This is a genomic window from Tardiphaga sp. 841_E9_N1_2 (assembly GCF_051811065.1).
GTDB classification, from domain to species: domain Bacteria; phylum Pseudomonadota; class Alphaproteobacteria; order Rhizobiales; family Xanthobacteraceae; genus Tardiphaga; species Tardiphaga robiniae.
On record NZ_JBPWQC010000001.1, the window covers coordinates 3,263,185 to 3,280,086 of the forward strand.

Consider the following 16,902-nt stretch of genomic DNA (forward strand, 5'->3'; position numbering starts at 1 on the left):
CTTATTTAACCTTCAGATCACAACTATCGTCGACGGTCAGTTCATAGAAAGTCCGGCCGGTGTCGTGGTGTACCGCATCCTTACCGGTGAGGGCTTGCCAGCGACGGATGGCGACATCCACGTAAATGGGATCGATCTCCATCGCGTAAGCGAGCCGCCCCACCCGTTCAGCCGCCAAGATAGTCGTTCCCGACCCGCAGAACGTATCGAGCACAATGTCGCGCCGCTTCGTACAATCTCGCATGGCATCGCTGATCAGTTGAACGGGTTTCACAGTCGGATGACTTCGCAAATCATCCATGCGCCCTTTGCGGAAAGTGTTCGCGCCGGGATATGTCCACACGTTGCTGCGCGAACGGCCGTGACGTCCGAGTTCAACGTTGTTGAGATGCGGCGTTTCTCCCACGCGAAACACCAGCACTTCTTCGTGCTGACTGCGATAGAAGCTGCCCTGGCCGGCATTCGTTTTGACCCAAATCGCGGTGTTCACGTGCTCGTCGTAAGTGAGGGCGCCGGCTGTGATGAGCTCGCCGATATGCCGCCAGTCCATGCATACGTAGTGGAGAGCGCCGCCGCGCGAAACTCGTTTGGCGTTGTTCAAAGCCGTCTGGAGAAAAGCAATAAATTCGCTCGAGCTCTGTTCGCCCGAGGCCTCGGCAAATTCTCTGTGCTTTGTCTGGCCCCGCCCAACAACGCTGTGAACGGCAACGTTATATGGTGGATCCAAAAATGCCATGGAGGCGAGGTCGCCGGCCATCAATCGATCGATGTCGTCTTCACTCCGGGCATTTCCGCAGAGCAAACGGTGGCATCCGAGGGTCCACAGATCTCCTTCTCGACTAACTGGCTTGCCGAGTTCTGCCTCGATGTTGTCGATCGGATCGCTTCCGTTTTCGTCGAAATCGACCAACAGTTGGTCAATTTCCGGGGCTTCAAAGCCAGTCACAGTGATCTCGATTTCTTCGGCTTGGAGCAGCGCAGTCAGTTCTGGAATCTCGATCGCGAGCTTCTCGCGATCCCAGCCAGCATTGCTGGCGATTTTGTTGTCCGCCAGAATCAAGGCTCGTTTACGAGCTTCGGACAACCCGGAGACCGTGATGACAGGGAGCTGGTTCAGGCCGAGAGTCTGCGCGGCCGCAAGCCGCCCATGTCCAGCAATAATGGTTCCACTTTCGTCAGCGATGATCGGATTTGTGAAACCGAACTCCTGGATGCTCCGCGCAATCTGCTTGACCTGCTTCCTGGAGTGCGTTCGTGCATTGTGACCATTTGGTTTGAGACTGGCAACGGGCATATCGATGCACGGGCCGATAGTAGACATAGTTTTGCGTTCGGAAGACATAGCTTCTCCTTCGGCAGAGAAAGGCTCTCTGCGCGCTATAAATTGAGGGGAGGTAGAAGCAAGTCACTCACATCTGCACCGCATCGCGTGTGCTGATAGATTCTCGCAAGCCGAGCGATCCGCTCTAGACTTGAAAGGCCGGCATCGCCGGCAAGACTCGGTTAGCGAAGTCAGCGCAAGGGCAAGCCAAAGCGCGTTTGCTAATAGCAGACTAACCGGACATTCTGAAGAAGACAACTGAAGAGATATTCTCACCGTATTCGCACAATGGGCGATATGGAATGTCAGCTGTTGGTGGATGTCGTGCGCCGATCGGGAAGGCTCACTTCAGCCAAAGAAGCAACGATGAACGAATGTGACTAAAAGGTGCGAGTTCGGCGACCGCATAGAAAGCTTATGTCCGCTTTGCGCCATGAGCGGACATAGACCTTGCAAGCGAATAGGTGACATCCCTTTGTCTCGCAAGCCGGCGGATCGGCGGATGTGACCGCACCTATTGCGGCGAAACAATGCGTGCCGCCCTATCTTCTTGATGACACGCCAGGCCGCGTTATCGTGGGTGGCGCAGCGCGCAGATCCGCCGCGTCCTGCAGGCGATCAGCGCCCGCAGCAGTCAATGGAAGTGGGTCGCCCCGTTAATATCGAAAATCGCACCGGAGGCGTAACCACTGCCAGCGCCACACAGAAACACCGCGGTCGCGGCGATCTCTTCCGCCTTCGCCATGCGCTTCAACGGATAAAGCGACGTGTCATAGCCTTTGCCCTCGGTCATCGCGGTCTCTACCGGCCCCGGCGCAATGCCGTTCACGAGGACGTTGCGCGGTGCGGCCTTGCTCGCCAGCCAGCGCACGAAGGAATGGATGCCGCCTTTGGCAAAGGCATAATGCGGCCCGGTGCGCAGGCCGCCCATCCAGCCGGCGACCGATCCGCATAGCACAATGCGGCCTTCGCCCGCCTCCATCATGCCGGGCAGGAAGGCGCGGGTTAGATTGATCGGCCCCTTCGCATTGGCGCGAATGACGCGATCAAGCGACTCGTCCCAGTCTTCCGCCATCCAGTCGTCATGCGGCGCGATCGCTGCGGTATCGATCAGTCCATAGACGGAGCCCGTCTGCTTCGCGAGCGCGGTGACGTCCGCGCGCGAGCCGGTATCGAGGCTGTGAATGTCAGAGCGGTCCGCAAGCTCGGCACCGACGCGTTCGCGGATGCGATCTTTTCCCGCGATATCGACCAGCACAAGCGTCGCGCCTTGCTGTGCGCATAGCTTCGCCGTGGCGCTGCCGATGCCGCCGGCCGCGCCCGCGATCACAATGCGCTGTCCGGTGAGATCGAATGGGGATTTTTCAGAAGACGGCATGACGATAATTCCCGTTTGTGATGCCACACCTCTGCAAACCCACGCAGGGTACGGTGTTCAATTCGGTTGACGTAACGGCGATCAGCGCGCCGGCGGCACGCCGCCATAGGTCGTCAGATGCGAACTCGCGAGCCAGCCGGCATCGATCGGAAGATTGATCCCGGTGACCGCCGACGCATCGTCGGACAGTAGAAACGCGACGCCGCGTCCGATTTCTTCCGGATCGACCATGCGTCCCAGCGCGGAGCCTTCGATCAGCAGTTTCGGATCGCGCGTCCCGCGTTCGATGTTGGCGAGCACCGGTGGCGTTCCCACATAGCCGGGCGACACTGCGTTGACGCGCACACCCGAACGGCCCCAATCGGCCGCGAGGCACGCCGCCATATGAACGGCCGCAGCCTTTGAGGGCGCATAGGCGTGTAACGGCGCTGTGCGCGACGCGGTGACCGAGCCGGTGATCACGATGCCTCCGCGGCCGCGCGTGACCATCCGCTTGCCGGCCGCGAGGCAGGACACGTAGACGCCGCGCAGATTTGCGGCGATCACCTTGTCGAATTCGGCGAGCGGCAGGTTCTCCGCGCGGCCGCCGGACTGGATCACGCCGGCATTGGCGAACAGCGCCTCGATCGGCCCCAGCCGCGCCTCGATATCCGCGAAAGCCGTTTCGGTCGCTTGTTCATCAGTCACGTCGAACGGCACTGAATCGGCGCGGATCTTCGCTGCAGATTCCTGATTGGCCTTCGCATTGATGTCGGAAATGACGACGCGCCATCCGCGCTCGATCAAGATACCGGCTGTGGCTAGGCCGATTCCGCTTGCTCCGCCCGTCACCACGGCGATGCGGCCGCGCCCCTCGTCTCGTTTCATCCTGCACTCCCGTTGTCCGTTTCTTGTTGCACGCAGCAAAGCTGCGCGTTTGACGATGGCGACGGCGCTAGACCGCAAGATAGCGTTGCTTGATGTCCTCGTTGTGCCTGAGTTCATCTATGGTCGCGCGATACACGATCTGGCCCTTGTCGATCACCGTGGCATGGGTCGCGATACCCAGGCAGAAATGCATGTTCTGTTCGGCCAGCAGAATGGTGACGCCCATGCCGCGCAGCGTCTTGATAAGTTCGCCGATGGCCTGGACGATGATCGGCGCGAGGCCCTCACTGGGCTCGTCGAGCAACAACACATCGGGATTGCCCATCAGCGTGCGGGCGATGGTCAGCATCTGCTGCTCGCCACCCGACAGCCGGCCGGCCAGGCGGTCCTTCATCGAGGCGAGGATCGGAAACACCTCATAGATGCGCTCGCGATTCCAGTGATGGTCGCCGCGCGGCCCCTTCTTGGCGGCGACGATGAGATTGTCATCGACCGTGTGGTCGGGGAACACCTGCCGGTTCTCCGGAACGTAGCCGATCCCCGCGCGCGCGATCCTGTACGACGGCCGACCAGCCAGCCCCTGCCCTGCGAGCGCAATCTTGCCGCGGCGTGGCGGCGCAAGGCCGGCGATCATCTTGAACGTGGTCGACTTGCCGGCGCCGTTACGGCCGAGCAGCGCCATGGTTTGCCCCTGCTCGACCGCGAGATCGACGCCGAACAGGATCTGGCTGGCACCGTAATAGACGTCTGCCGCTTCGACATGGAGGAACGGGTTGGTCATCATGCCTCTCCCACTGCTGCGGAGAGATGGTGATCGGCACCGAGATAGGCGTCGATGACATCCTGATTGCGCCGGATCTCGTTGGCCGTGCCCTGCGCGAGCACGGCGCCGTATTTCAGCACATGGATTTTCTGGGCGATCTTGAAGACGATATCCATGTCATGCTCGATGAACAGCACCGTCATCTTCTTGACCTGCCACAGATGCTGCACCTTGCCGATCATGCGCCAGCGCTCGTCCGGCCCCATGCCCGCGGTCGGCTCGTCGAGCAGCAGCACCTTTGGCTCCATGGCGAGCGCAAGGCCGATATCGAGCAGCTTCTGGTCGCCATGGGAGAGATTGCGCGAGAGCGTCCCCGCCTTGTCCGCGAGCCCGAGCAGTTCGATGATCTCTTCCGTCCGCGCCTTGGCTTCCGCGACAGGAAACCGCCGCAGAAAGGTCCATGACTTGCGCAAATGAGAGATCACCGTCGCCATGATCGCCTCGGTGACGGTCAGGCTGGGGAAGATCTCGGCGACCTGGAACGCCCGCGTCATGCCAAGCCGCACGACCTCGAGGCTCGATTTACCAACGATATCCTGACCGTCGAAAATGACCTTCCCCGAATTCGGCCGGAACGCGCCCGAGATCAGGTTGAAGAAAGTGGTCTTGCCTGCGCCATTCGGTCCGATGATCGCCGTGAGCGAGCCGTCGGGAAAATCGATCGAGACATTGCGCGTGGCGTGAACACCGCCAAAGCGTTTGTCGAGGTTCTGCACCGAGAGCATCAGGCAATCCTCTCCCTGGCGAAGGCGGCATCCTTGGCGGAAGCGTCCTGGGCAGGAGCCGCCCTGGCCTCTTTGCGTCGCTGCAGAAATTCGACGATGTAATCGGCGATGCCCTGCCGCAGACCGAGCACGATGGCCAGAATGACGATGCCCAGCACCAGGCCGTGATATTCTGTGTAGATGGATACGAAATGCTCGAGCAGGCGCAGCAGGATGGCGCCGATGATCGGCCCGACGAACAGTTGCGAGCCGCCGAGCATGATCATGAAGATGGCCTCGCCCGAGGTCGTCCAGAAGCCGAATTCCGGATAGGCGCCGGAGACGAACAGCGACAGCAGGATGCCGGCAACGCTGGCCATCGCACCGGCCAGGATGAACACGCCGAGCTTCATGCGAACGATATCGACGCCGAGGTAATTGGCCCGGTTCGGATTGTCGCGGATCAAGCGCAGCGTGTAGCCGAACGGCGACTGCCAGACCTGACGCATGATCAGGATACAGACGACGAAGACGCAAGCCGAGAAGATATAAAGCGACACACCGCTGCTGAGATCGATGCCGAAGAACGGGGGCCGCGGAATGCCGCCGCGCAAGCCCTGATCCCCGCCGGTCAAGCTGACCCATGTCAGGATGATCGAGTGGATGAACATCTGGAAGGCCAGCGTGATGAAGGAGAAATAGATTTCCTTGAGTCGCACGCAGATCGCACCGATCACCAGCGCAAGCGTCGCAGTGCCGAGCACCGTGACGAGAATTGCAACGGGGATCGACACGCGGCCCGACTGCATCAGCAGACCGAACATATAGGCGCCGGACACGAAGAAGGCCGCATGTCCGAACGAGACCAGCCCCGTGAGCCCCACGAGGAGATTCAGCGACATCGCCAGCAGGCCATAGGCCATCACATAGATGAGGAAGTCGCGCAGCGATGGCTTGGTGAAGATGAACGGTACGACAATCAAAACGATCAGCACGGCAGCCGCAAAGAGCAGATCGCGCAGGAACCCCGCTTTCATCATCGCGCGATCTCCCGGCCGAGCAGACCGCTGGGCTTGACGATCAGAACGACGGCCATCATGCCGAACATGATCCCGTCAACGAAGAGCGGGAAGCCGATCGCTCCGAAGGCCCGCGTGAAGCCGATGAGTAACGCTGCGATCAGCGCGCCGACAATCGATCCCATCCCGCCGATCACGGTGACGATGAAGCTTTCGATCAGGATCGATAGACCCATACCCGGCGTCAATGTGCGTGTCGGCGCCGCGAGGGAGCCGGCGATACCCGCCAGCATGCTGCCGACGCCAAACACGGCCGCGTAGAGCAGCGTCGTGTTGATCCCGAGTGCGCCGACCATCTGCGGATTGATGGCGAGGGCGCGGATGATCTTGCCGATCCGGGTCTTCTCGATTGCGAGCCAGAGCATCGCGCCGATCGACAGGCTCGCGACGATCATGAAGACGTAATAGGCCGGAACGAAGCCGCCGGCGAATTCAAGCGGCGGGAGCGCGAACACGTCGGGCATGCCCATCATCTTGTATTCCGGGCCGGCAATGATCTTCACCAGATCGTCGAAGATCAGGATGATGGCGTAGCAAACCAGCAACTGCATCAGGATGTCCTTGCCATACACCTTGCTGATGATGAACCGCTCAAAGATGACCCCGATCAGGCCTGCCCCGAGCGCGCCGGCCAGGAATGCCAGTAAAAAGCTCGATGTCGCCTGATAGGTGAAGAAGGCGATATAGGCGCCAGCCATATAGAACGCGCCATGGGCGAAATTGATGACGCCGAGCACGCCGAAGATCAGCGACAGGCCGGACGCCACCATGAACAGCAGCATGCCGATGATGAGCGCCGTCGATATCTGCGTCACGGCGCAGGCTGACGATGACAGGCAGGAGGCAAGGGCTTCGAGGTTCACAGCGCAGTCCTTTGATGGTCTGACCTTCGATGGTCTGAACGAGCCTGTTCCGGCCGACGCGAACGGCAGGCCGGATGTGCGACGGAGCGGCCGAGCCCGTCGCCATGCGACGGGCCACGTCATCTAGCGACGATGCCCGCAGACAGCTCAGGCGTAACCCTTTTCCTTCTTCCACTCCTTCTCGAGCTCGACGATCTTCGACCATTCCGTATCGACGTAATCGACCACCCAGGGTGACTTGCTGACCGTCTTGCCCCATGCGACGGGGTAATTGATGATCGTATGATCGCTGTCACGCATGGTGATGCCGGCACCGCCAAACGGCTTCTTCACCGTCATGCCGGAGATTTCCTTCGCCAGCGCAGAACTGTCGGTATTGCCGTTCGTGCGACGCAGCGCCTCGATAATGAATTGCGACGCCGCGTAGTTCTGCCACGCCCAGTTGGTCGGCTCGTGCGGCGCCACCTTGACATAGGCATCGCAGAAGGCGGTGTTCTCGGGTGAGCTCGGAAATCCGTTGTTATACCGATAGGCCGTGTTGAGTCCCTGCGGCAGGTTCTTGATGGCCGTCAGGATCGGCGGATCGCCAAGACCACCGGAGAAATAGGCGGTGTTCTGGAACAGGCGATACAGGTTCGACTGCTCGATAAACGCGACGAGATCGCCGCCCCACAGCGCCGAATAGACCGCCTGCGGCTTCACCTGCATCAGCTTGGTGATGCTCTCGGTGTAATCGGGCGCAAACAGTTTCGGCCAGAGCTGATCGACCACTTCGATCGACGGCTCAAACACCTTGGCGTATTGCAGAAATTCCGCGGTGTTGTCGCGGCCATAGGCGTAATCGGGCGAACAGGTCGCCCACTTCTTGAGCCCCTTCTCCTTGGCAATCTTCGCTGCGTAGCTACCACCTGCGACGGCATCATGGATGCCCTGTCGGGCGCATCTGAACACATTCTTGCTGAACTGCTTGGGGTCTGCCGTCAGCGACGAGGTTTCGCTGCAGGTATGGAGGCAGAGGATGCCGAGATCGCGCACGACCTCATGCACCGCGAAGCTGCCTGACGACGCCTCGCCATCGACGATGATATCGCAACCGTCATTATTGATGAGATCACGCGTGACCTTGGCGGCTTCGTCGGGACGCCCCTTGGAGTCGCGGTCGACCACTTCGAATTTGCGGCCATTGATGCCGCCGGCTTCGTTTATCTGATTGAAAGCGAGCTGGACTGCAAACCGACTGGACGTGCCGAGGATTGCAACGCGTCCCGACAGGATCGTCGGCAGGCCGATCTTGATGACTTTCGCCTGTGCACCGGCGATATGCGGCGCGCCGAATGCGGCAAGGCCTGCCATGGCGCCAGCGCCCTTGAGGACGCGTCGGCGTGAAATGCCCTTGGTCGTCTTGGTCATTGAACCCTCCCTGATTTTGATGTCCGGCTTTGCCGGTACAGATTTTATTATTTCCAGATCAGCGTCGTCTTGGTGGCTTACGCTCCTCACTCGGTCCTTTGGTCGATCAGCGCAATACGAAGATCGTGCAGCAGGAACGGCGCGCTGTCCAACGGACTTTCCGAATGCCTCGCGTAAATTCGCCGCAGCGAGGTCGGGAATGCTGCGGCGCCGACTCCTCTTGCCCGCGGCTTTTTGCCCACGGCTTTCGCTCCGTCGGCCGCGGCATGGGCAGTTAGCTCAGCGCGAAGCCGCGATAACCGCTTTGCGCAACGTCGTCACAGATCGAGGTGTAGCGCGCCAATCCACCGGCGTAGGGCATGAAGACACGCGGCTTGCCCGGTACATTGGCGCCAAGATACCAGGACGAACTTGCCATGGGCAGCAGCGTCGCATCCGCGGCTTCGTTGACATGCGCGACCCACTTTTCGGTCGAGTCGGTATTGGCCTCGATCCGCTTTTGGCCGTTCGCGCGCATGTCGCGGATGCAATTGGTGATCCAGTCTACATGCTGCTCGATGGCAATCGGCATATTGCACAACACCGACGGGCTGCCAGGACCGGTGATGGTGAACAGATTCGGGAATTTCGGCGACTGCAGGCCAAGGTAAGTGCGCGGGCCGGCCGCCCAGGCATCCTTCAGCTTGATACCCTGGCTGCCGCTGATGTTTAGATTGACGAGTGGTCCCGTCAGTGCGTCGAAGCCTGTCGCGAACACGATGATGTCGAGCACGTAGTCCTGCTTCGTCGTGCGGATGCCGTTCGCCGTCACCTCGACGATCGGTTCTGCCTTGAGATCCACCAGCAGCACATTGTCCCGATTGAACGTTTCGAAATAGCCGCTGTCGATCGGCGGACGCTTGGTCGCGAATCCATGATCGCGTGGCGTCAACATCTCTGCGACCACCGGATTCTTGACGACGGTCTTAATCTTGTCGCGGAGGAAGTCTGAGGCCGTGAGGTTTGCCTCGACATTCTGCAGGACATCGGAAAACGATGCACGGAAGCGCAATCCGCCGCGCTCCCACGCCTTTTCATAGATCTCCTCCCGCTCCGCATCGGACACCGACAACGCGGAACGCGTCGAGATCGTGAACGGATGTCCGTTGGTACCGGCGCGTGCCAGCCGCCAGATCTCGTCGTAATTGTCCCTTGTATGCTTGATGTCGTCCGCCGTCACCGGGCCGTTACGCGCCGGAATGCTGTAATTTGCCGTACGCTGGAAAACCGTGAGATGTTTTGCCTGCTCGGCAATAACAGGTGCGGTCTGAATCCCGGTCGATCCGGTTCCGATCTGGCCCACACGCTTGCCGCTGAAATCGACGCCCTCATGCGGCCACAGGCCAGTATGATACCATTGGCCCTTGAAGCTATCGAGGCCCTTGATATCAGGCACATTGGCGGTCGAGAGACAGCCCACTGCCGTGATCAGGAATCGAGCGGCAAAGGATTGTCCGTTCTTCGTCTGTACCGTCCAGAGATTGGCATCGTCATCGAACGCGGCCGAGGTGACTTCAGTGTTCAGTCGGACATCGGGCTTGAGATCGAGCTTGTCGGCGACGAAATTCAGATACTTTCGGATCTCCGGATGTTCGGGATAACGCTCGCTCCAGCTCCATTCCTGCTCGATCTCCTTGTTGAAGGAGTAGCAGTAGTAATAGCTCTCGGAATCGCAGCGGGCGCCCGGATAGCGGTTCCAGAACCAGGTACCGCCGATGCCATCGCCTTTTTCGAGCACGACAACGTCGAGGCCGAGTTCGTCCCGTAATTTGTGCAACTGGTAAAGGCCTGAAAATCCGGCGCCGATGATGATCGCGTCACAGGCATGGCTCGATTGTTCGTTCACTGCAAAAGCAGTGCTCTCATTGCTCGCCAACGACCGTCTCCCCGTTCGTTCATGTGCGGCTTCGCATGCCGCGCTATTGCCTCGAAGGCTAGAGATTTGCCGGATTGCTTTCCATACTCTATCGTTCAAACCTGATGTGAATTTCCGTCACAAGAGAAAAACGTGAACCGCTACACAGAGATGCAGGTTTTCGTCAGGGCCGCGGAAGACGGCAGCTTCTCTGCAGCGGCCCGAAACCTTGCCATCACGCCGTCCGCAGTCAGCAAGCTGATTACGCGGATGGAAGAACGGTTGGGCGCGCTGCTATTCCGCCGTGCGCACCGCAACATCGTCATGACGCCGGAGGGAGAGGTCTTCTATCGGGCGGCGCTTGCAGCCATCGAAGCCGTCGAGGCCGCTGACGCGACGATCTTCAGCGGCAAGCTCGGTCGCGAAACCCTGCGCATTCGCTCAATGCCGATCTTCGGGCAGGTCATCCTCGCCAAGAAGCTCCCGGAGTTCTGCCGGCAGCATCCCGACCTTCAGGTCGAACTTCAGCTGCGGATCGATCCCGGGCCGCTACTCGACGAGGGAACGGACGTCGCGATTCATGTTGGCCACCTCCATGACTCCTCGCTCGTGGCCACGCGATTTACGAGCACGCGATGGATCATTTGTGCGTCGCCGAGCTATCTGGCCGAGCATGGCGCGCCTTCACATCCCGACGAGTTGACGGACCACGCCTGTCTCAATTTTCATTCGTCCATTGCCGCCAGCACATGGACCGTTCGCGGTGCCGATGGCTTGTCCACACCGCTCGCCGTCAAGAGCCGTGTACGCTCGAACCAGGCTTCGATCCTTATCGAGTTCGCGCGCGCTGGCCTCGGCATCGTGCGATTGGTCGAAGTCCAAATCGCCGACGATCTCGCCCAAGGCCGCTTGGTCGAGCTCTTTCCGGAACATCAGTGCCCGGAGGAACATCCCATCTATGCGGTGTATCAGAGCCGCCGACTGGTAAGTAACCGTGTCAGGGTCTTCTTAGACTTCCTCAAGACGAAACTACCCGATCCGCCGCCTTGGCGGTATTGGCGGGACCAATAGACGTCCGCTTTGCGCCGGGAGCTGACGTTCGCTCGTGGGCGCTTTACGCTACCCCGCGCTGTAGGCGATGCAGCATGTAATCGATCTCCTCGCGCGCCTTCGCTGACAGTGCGGAACCGGGCTTGCGTTGGGCGTCCGACGCCAGAAACCCGCGCTTCATCATCACATATTTCCGCACGGCAAGGCCAACGCCCTGCTGCTGTTCGTATCGCAAGAGCGGCAAGTGCGCATCGAACAGATCATGCGCCTTGTCGCGCTTGCCGGCCTTCTGCAGCTTGACCAGCTCGACGAGCATGTCCGGGAACGCGTAGCCGGTCATCGCGCCGTCTGCGCCGCGCTCCATTTCAAAATCGAGGAACAGTCCGCCATTCCCGGTCAGAATCGAGATCGGCCGCAACGACCCTTCAGCCTGAAACGCACGCAGCGTCGATATCTTTTCAAGACCCGGCCAATCTTCATGCTTGAGCATGACGCAGGACGGGTTCTCCTGGACGATCTGGCGGATGACTTTCGGCGTCATCTGCACCGACAGTGTCAAAGGATAGTCCTGGATCACGAACGGAATGTCGGCGCCGATTGCCTCAATAGCCTGACGATAATAACCTATGATCTGATCGTCCGTGCGCAGGCTCGGCACCGGAGCAATCATCACACCCGCCGCACCGTTCTCCATCACGGTCCGCGACAGCGCACGCATCGCTGCGAAACCGGGCGCCGAAACGCCGACGATCACCGGCAGTTTTCCGAAGCCCTTCACGAAATGCTTGGCAATCGCGATCGATTCCTCGGGCTCGAGCTTCGGCGCCTCACCCATGATGCCAAGCACCGTGACGCCGGTTGAGCCAGCCTTGAGGTATCCGTCGATCAATGTGCCGAGCGAGGCCTCATCAAGACGACCATCGGGATGAAACGGGGTGGGGGCGATTGGGAAGACGCCAGAGGCGGTTGCGTCGAGAGCCATGATTTGATCCTTCAGATGCTAGTAATGAGACCACCATCGACGCGGATGACCGAGCCGTTGACGTAAGATGCGCGGGTGCTGGCGAGGAAGGCGACGACGTCTGCATATTCCTGCGGCTCGCCGTAACGGCCGGCCGGAATACTGGCGGTGCTCTCCGCAGACACGTCTTCGACCGAGCGGCTTTCACGCTTTGCCTTCTGCTCGTCCAGGAAACGGATGCGACTGGTGGCAACCCGGCCTGGAAGCACGATATTGGCTGTGATGCCGTCACGACCAACTTCGCGGGCCAGCGTCTTCGACCAGCCCACGAGCGACAATCGCAGTGCATTCGAAATGCCGAGATTGGGAATCGGCGACACCACGCCAGACGATGTCGATGTCACGATACGTCCCCATTTGCGGGCGCGCATGCCGGGCAATACACGATCGGTCAGCGTGATGACCGACAGCACCATCTGCTCGAAGCTCCTGCTCCACAGTTCCGGGTCCTGCCCCGCAGCAGGCGTCGGCGGCGGCCCACCGGTATTGTTGACAAGGATGTCGATGGGGCCGAACGCTGTCTCGATGGCACTGACGCGCGCATCCATCGCGGCACGATCGGCCAGATCGAAAGCGGCGACCATCGCGTCGCCTCCATCCTGCTTGATCTCCGCGACGACACGATCGAGCGCGGCCGCGTCGATGTCGGCAAGCGCGACACGCGCGCCTTCACTCGCCAGCGCCTTCGCGATAGCGCTTCCAAGGCCGCCGCCGGCGCCAAGCACCAGCGCGACCTTGCCCTGAAGTCCGAGATCCATGTCCTGTCCTTTGTCGAAATGCTGAATCGATATGCGTGTTGGCCTGTCAGTCCGGCCCTAGATTTGGGCCGGGCACGGCCACGCGTTGCAGGTAATCGGCCTTGCTGGAGTGCATGTGCTCGACGCAGAGCTGCGACAGCGCCCAATTGTCGTTGCCACGCAGCAGTGAAATCATCATATCGTGCTGCTGGATCGACACCTGCAGCCCGTTGTGATCGGCAAGGTTTTTGGCACGCATGGGCAGTGTCAGGCCCATGTAATCCTGCAGCGATCGCACCAGATACGGGTTTCCGCACGCCGCAAACAGAGCGATGTGGAACGCGTCATTGGTGTCGTGAATGCCGCGCAAATCGCCGCGCTCGGCATACCGCACATATTCTGCTTGAATGGCTTCGAGCTCCATGATCAGCGACGCCTTGGCTGGCAACGGGATCATCAGTGCGGCCTGGCGCGTGAGCATCTCGCGCACTTCATAGATCTGCTTCACCTCGGCCGTCGAATAGGAACGCACCGTCGCGCCCACATTCTTCTCCCTCTGGACGATGCCGGTATGCTCGAGATGCACCAGCGCCTGGCGCACGAAGTGCCGCGAGGCGCCATAGCGTTCCATCAGGTTGTCTTCGATCAGCCGCGCGCCGGGCGGTAATCGGCCAAAGATGATATCCTCTTCGACACGTCGGATGATCTCGGCCTGTTCATCGGCGCGTGACGCAATTTTGGTGACGGTCATCTGGCATTGCCTCGAGATGCTTCGCGCCCTGACAACCGGTAGCAATCCTCGACAAGGCGCAGGGTTTGCAGATTGTCCGCGGGAGAGGTCTCGAAAGGCGCGCTGCTTTGCAGCGCATCGATGAAATGCGCGATGGTCGCATCGTAGGAACCCTGATAGGTCGCAGCTAGATCGTAGGCGCGGATCTCGCTTTGCGCGCCCGTCAGCTTCAGCTGCGTACCTTCGAGCCGAATTGAGCCAATCGTGCCAAGGATTTCGAGTTGATCGGCCTGCGATATCGGCGCGCCATGAGCTGCAAAGCTCGCGAACAACGACACACCGGCGCCGCCGCGGGATCGCATCTGGATCACGGCACCGTCTTCACCCGCAATATCCGGACATGTTTGGGTCAGCGCCGCCGCGATCACATCCAGCGGGCCTAGCAGCATGCGCAAAGCATCGAGATGGTGAATTAGCACTTCAGCCACCAGCATGCGGGACTCGCCGCGCATGAACGGCTGGCGCTCGATCGCAGGATATTGGCCGTTTGCATCGGGAATCGTGCCCGATGTCAGCAGCGTCAGACGGGCGGCTGTCACCGCCCCGATACGACCGTCCCTGATCCAGGATGCGGCATCGCGATAGTATGCACGAAAGCGCCAGTTCTCATGCACCATCAACCGGATGCGACCCTCGACATCACGCGCCAACGCCTCGGCTTCTGCGAGTGTCGGGGCGAGCGGCTTCTGGCAAAGCACCGGCAGACCACGATCGGCGACGAGGCGTACCAAAGGCGCATGGAAGGCACGCGGCGCAGCAATATCGACCGCATCGAGTTCACATGCCGCCAGCATGTCTTCCGCGCGCGAAAAGCATTGCCCGATACCGAACTGCCGGGCGCGCGCAGCAGCATTCTCCGACGAGGGATCGGCGATCGCGACGACCGCGGCACGCCCCTCGAGCTTCTGCCATGCCAGCAGATGATATTGCGTGACCCACCCCGCACCAATCAATCCGATCCGCAACGGCTTGCTCATTGCCCGATATCCCGACGCTTCTCGCCGATGACGGCCCGGCCCGTCGTTGCGTCAAACACGAAGACCGCATTGACCGGGAAATACAGATCGACGGTCTCGTCGATGGCGACAGGCACATGACGCGGCAATCGCGCCGTCCACTCCACGCCGGGTTCGATTTCGACCAACAGCAAGGTTTCCGCGCCCAACGGCTCCACCGCGATCGTACGCCCCCGCACATGGCCCGCAGGCTCGCTGCCCAACGCCGCCTTGTTGATATGCAAATCCTCGGCGCGCACGCCGATTGTCACTTTTTGATCTACCAGCTTTCCCAATAACTGAGGCGTCCAGCGCGTCAGCGCCGTCTCAAGGCTCTGGCTTCGTGCCACAGAGCTTTCATTGGCCGAAGCGACAACCGCCGTCGCCAGATTCATCGGTGGCGATCCCAGGAATCGGGCGACGAACGTGTCCGCCGGCTCCCAATAGACGTCGAGCGGCGCGCCGATCTGAGCAACGCGACCGGCATTCATGACGCAGATCCGCGTTCCCATGGTCATGGCCTCGACCTGGTCGTGGGTCACATAGATCATCGTCGATCCCAGCCGCTTGTGCTGCTTGATGATCTCGCTGCGGGTGTTGACGCGTAACGCAGCGTCGAGGTTGGACAGCGGTTCGTCGAATAGGAACACCATCGGCTCGCGCACCATGGCGCGCCCGAGTGCGACACGCTGGCGCTGGCCGCCGGACAGCGCGCTGGGCTTGCGCGTCAGCAGCGGCGTCAGACCAAGAATATTCGCCGCATCCTGCACCCGGCGTTCGATCTCGGCAGCGGCGAAATTGCGCCGGCGCAGACCGAAGGCGAGATTGTCCGCAACGCTCATATGCGGATAGAGCGCATAGGACTGAAACACCATCGCGATGTCGCGGTCCTTGGCCGGCACCTGATTGACCACGCGATCGCCGATCGAGAGCTTGCCGGAGCTGATCTCTTCCAGGCCCGCGATCATGCGCAGTGTCGTCGACTTGCCACAGCCTGAGGGCCCGAGCAGAACCATGAATTCGCCGTCGCCGATATGAAGATCGACCTTGTCAACGACCACCGGACCGGTCGGCCCATACTGTTTGGAGAGTTTGTCGAGGGTGACAACGGCCATGGCTGCCTCTTACTTGATTGCGCCGGCAGTCATGCCGCGAATGAGTTTCTCGGAGAAGAAGACGTAGACGATGATCACCGGAATGACGGAGATCATGACGCCGGTGGCGATCATGCCGATGTCCTGGAAATGATCGCCCATGAAGGCGCGAATGCCGACCGGCAGCGTGCGCTTGTCAGGATCGGTGATCAGCACGACGGCAAACAGAAACTCGTTCCAGAGCTGGATAAAGTTCAGGATCAGCGTGGTGGCAATCGCCGGCATGCCGATGGGCAGCACGATGCGCCGGAAAATTTCGAGATCGCCGTAGCCATCGATCTTGGCAGCGTCGAATAGATCCTGCGGAATGCGCGCAAAGAACCCTTCCAGCAGATAGACTGTCAGCGGCAGCTGCAGCGATACATAGACCAGCGTCAGCCCGAGCAGGCTGTTGTAAAGATTGTAGTCGACCAGGATCTGATACAGCGAGATCAACGTAATCTGCGGCGGGAAAATGATCGACGAGAACAGGATGCCGTAGACCAGCCGGTTGCCCCGGAAACGATAGCGCGCCAGCGCATGCGCTGCTGCGGCGCCAAGCAGCGTCACAACGGCGACGGCGCCCACCACGACGATCGTCGAATTCCAGAAATAGGTCGCAAAATCGGAATCGACCCAGGCGATCCGGAACTGCTCCCAGTGGAACACTTTGGGCCACGCATAGTGGTCGGCGCTGATTTCGGCGGTGGTCCGTACCGACATCGTTGCCAGCCATAAGAACGGGCCCAGCGTGTAGATGGTGTAGAGGCCCAGCACGAGAGCGAGCGCTCCGCGGCTGAAGAAACGCGGCAATGGCGCGCGCTCCGCAAGCATGGC

16 protein-coding genes are annotated in these 16,902 nt (G+C 60.4%); 1 reads left to right on the top strand and 15 read right to left on the bottom strand.

Going from position 1 to position 16,902, the window contains the following annotated elements; translation table 11 throughout:
* Position 1 precedes the first annotated feature (1 nt).
* From AB8A50_RS15765 to AB8A50_RS15805, 9 genes are all read right to left on the bottom strand, one after another.
* Complete coding sequence (locus tag AB8A50_RS15765) at positions 2-1,342, bottom strand: site-specific DNA-methyltransferase (protein ID WP_439078236.1); 1,341 nt, start codon at positions 1,340-1,342, stop codon at positions 2-4.
* Between the two features lie 613 nt (positions 1,343-1,955).
* Entirely contained in the window at positions 1,956-2,699 is a 744-nt protein-coding gene (locus tag AB8A50_RS15770) for an SDR family NAD(P)-dependent oxidoreductase (protein ID WP_439078237.1), read from the bottom strand.
* An 81-nt stretch (positions 2,700-2,780) separates the two neighbouring features.
* Complete coding sequence (locus AB8A50_RS15775; protein WP_175368207.1) at positions 2,781-3,566, bottom strand: SDR family NAD(P)-dependent oxidoreductase; 786 nt, start codon at positions 3,564-3,566, stop codon at positions 2,781-2,783.
* A 67-nt stretch (positions 3,567-3,633) separates the two neighbouring features.
* Positions 3,634-4,347, bottom strand: a complete 714-nt coding sequence (locus AB8A50_RS15780; RefSeq protein ID WP_439078238.1) for an ABC transporter ATP-binding protein — start codon at positions 4,345-4,347, stop codon at positions 3,634-3,636.
* On the bottom strand, positions 4,347-5,114 hold the full coding sequence (locus AB8A50_RS15785; protein WP_120288862.1) for an ABC transporter ATP-binding protein: 768 nt from the start codon (positions 5,112-5,114) through the stop codon (positions 4,347-4,349). Before AB8A50_RS15785 ends, AB8A50_RS15780 begins: the two co-directional genes overlap by 1 nt.
* The gene (locus tag AB8A50_RS15790; protein ID WP_439078239.1) at positions 5,114-6,133 is read right to left on the bottom strand and encodes a branched-chain amino acid ABC transporter permease; all 1,020 of its coding nucleotides are present in this window, start codon (positions 6,131-6,133) and stop codon (positions 5,114-5,116) included. Before AB8A50_RS15790 ends, AB8A50_RS15785 begins: the two co-directional genes overlap by 1 nt.
* On the bottom strand, positions 6,130-7,035 hold the full coding sequence (locus AB8A50_RS15795) for a branched-chain amino acid ABC transporter permease (RefSeq protein WP_089263793.1): 906 nt from the start codon (positions 7,033-7,035) through the stop codon (positions 6,130-6,132). The genes AB8A50_RS15790 and AB8A50_RS15795 overlap by 4 nt, the downstream gene beginning before the upstream one ends.
* A 147-nt stretch (positions 7,036-7,182) precedes the next feature.
* On the bottom strand, positions 7,183-8,445 hold the full coding sequence (locus AB8A50_RS15800; RefSeq protein ID WP_120288860.1) for an ABC transporter substrate-binding protein: 1,263 nt from the start codon (positions 8,443-8,445) through the stop codon (positions 7,183-7,185).
* 274 nt (positions 8,446-8,719) lie between these two features.
* A complete protein-coding gene (locus AB8A50_RS15805) occupies positions 8,720-10,360 on the bottom strand; it encodes a flavin-containing monooxygenase (RefSeq protein ID WP_439078240.1) in 1,641 nt (546 codons plus the stop codon).
* A gap of 132 nt (positions 10,361-10,492) precedes the next feature.
* Here AB8A50_RS15805 and AB8A50_RS15810 point away from each other — a divergent pair, with 132 nt between their 5' ends.
* Complete coding sequence (locus AB8A50_RS15810) at positions 10,493-11,410, top strand: LysR family transcriptional regulator (protein WP_439078241.1); 918 nt, start codon at positions 10,493-10,495, stop codon at positions 11,408-11,410.
* Between the two features lie 43 nt (positions 11,411-11,453).
* Here AB8A50_RS15810 and AB8A50_RS15815 read toward each other — a convergent pair whose 3' ends face one another.
* Genes AB8A50_RS15815 through AB8A50_RS15840 form a run of 6 tightly spaced genes read right to left on the bottom strand, consistent with a single transcriptional unit; the run spans position 11,454 to position 16,899 of the window.
* On the bottom strand, positions 11,454-12,371 hold the full coding sequence (locus AB8A50_RS15815) for a dihydrodipicolinate synthase family protein (RefSeq protein ID WP_439078242.1): 918 nt from the start codon (positions 12,369-12,371) through the stop codon (positions 11,454-11,456).
* A gap of 11 nt (positions 12,372-12,382) precedes the next feature.
* Complete coding sequence (locus AB8A50_RS15820; protein ID WP_439078243.1) at positions 12,383-13,168, bottom strand: SDR family oxidoreductase; 786 nt, start codon at positions 13,166-13,168, stop codon at positions 12,383-12,385.
* Between the two features lie 46 nt (positions 13,169-13,214).
* Positions 13,215-13,898, bottom strand: coding sequence for a GntR family transcriptional regulator (locus AB8A50_RS15825; RefSeq protein WP_093760894.1), 684 nt, complete (start codon positions 13,896-13,898; stop codon positions 13,215-13,217).
* The gene (locus AB8A50_RS15830) at positions 13,895-14,914 is read right to left on the bottom strand and encodes a Gfo/Idh/MocA family protein (RefSeq protein ID WP_439078244.1); all 1,020 of its coding nucleotides are present in this window, start codon (positions 14,912-14,914) and stop codon (positions 13,895-13,897) included. Before AB8A50_RS15830 ends, AB8A50_RS15825 begins: the two co-directional genes overlap by 4 nt.
* On the bottom strand, positions 14,911-16,047 hold the full coding sequence (locus AB8A50_RS15835) for an ABC transporter ATP-binding protein (protein ID WP_439078245.1): 1,137 nt from the start codon (positions 16,045-16,047) through the stop codon (positions 14,911-14,913). Before AB8A50_RS15835 ends, AB8A50_RS15830 begins: the two co-directional genes overlap by 4 nt.
* Positions 16,048-16,056: 9 nt before the next feature.
* Positions 16,057-16,899 (bottom strand): carbohydrate ABC transporter permease, encoded by an 843-nt coding sequence (locus tag AB8A50_RS15840; RefSeq protein WP_093761187.1) that lies wholly within the window; start codon positions 16,897-16,899, stop codon positions 16,057-16,059.
* Between the last annotated feature and the right edge of the window lie 3 nt (positions 16,900-16,902).

Bases quoted from the DNA above. Each gene is read 5' to 3' on its own strand.
- AB8A50_RS15765 (WP_439078236.1), bottom strand. From the start codon at position 1,342: ATGTCTTCCGAACGCAAAACTATGTCTACTATCGGCCCGTGCATCGAT.
- AB8A50_RS15840 (WP_093761187.1), bottom strand. From the start codon at position 16,899: ATGCTTGCGGAGCGCGCGCCATTGCCGCGTTTCTTCAGCCGCGGAGCG.
- AB8A50_RS15835 (WP_439078245.1), bottom strand. From the start codon at position 16,047: ATGGCCGTTGTCACCCTCGACAAACTCTCCAAACAGTATGGGCCGACC.
- AB8A50_RS15785 (WP_120288862.1), bottom strand. From the start codon at position 5,114: ATGCTCTCGGTGCAGAACCTCGACAAACGCTTTGGCGGTGTTCACGCC.
- AB8A50_RS15775 (WP_175368207.1), bottom strand. From the start codon at position 3,566: ATGAAACGAGACGAGGGGCGCGGCCGCATCGCCGTGGTGACGGGCGGA.
- AB8A50_RS15815 (WP_439078242.1), bottom strand. From the start codon at position 12,371: ATGGCTCTCGACGCAACCGCCTCTGGCGTCTTCCCAATCGCCCCCACC.
- AB8A50_RS15800 (WP_120288860.1), bottom strand. From the start codon at position 8,445: ATGACCAAGACGACCAAGGGCATTTCACGCCGACGCGTCCTCAAGGGC.
- AB8A50_RS15780 (WP_439078238.1), bottom strand. From the start codon at position 4,347: ATGACCAACCCGTTCCTCCATGTCGAAGCGGCAGACGTCTATTACGGT.
- AB8A50_RS15825 (WP_093760894.1), bottom strand. From the start codon at position 13,898: ATGACCGTCACCAAAATTGCGTCACGCGCCGATGAACAGGCCGAGATC.
- AB8A50_RS15790 (WP_439078239.1), bottom strand. From the start codon at position 6,133: ATGATGAAAGCGGGGTTCCTGCGCGATCTGCTCTTTGCGGCTGCCGTG.
- AB8A50_RS15770 (WP_439078237.1), bottom strand. From the start codon at position 2,699: ATGCCGTCTTCTGAAAAATCCCCATTCGATCTCACCGGACAGCGCATT.
- AB8A50_RS15820 (WP_439078243.1), bottom strand. From the start codon at position 13,168: ATGGATCTCGGACTTCAGGGCAAGGTCGCGCTGGTGCTTGGCGCCGGC.
- AB8A50_RS15830 (WP_439078244.1), bottom strand. From the start codon at position 14,914: ATGAGCAAGCCGTTGCGGATCGGATTGATTGGTGCGGGGTGGGTCACG.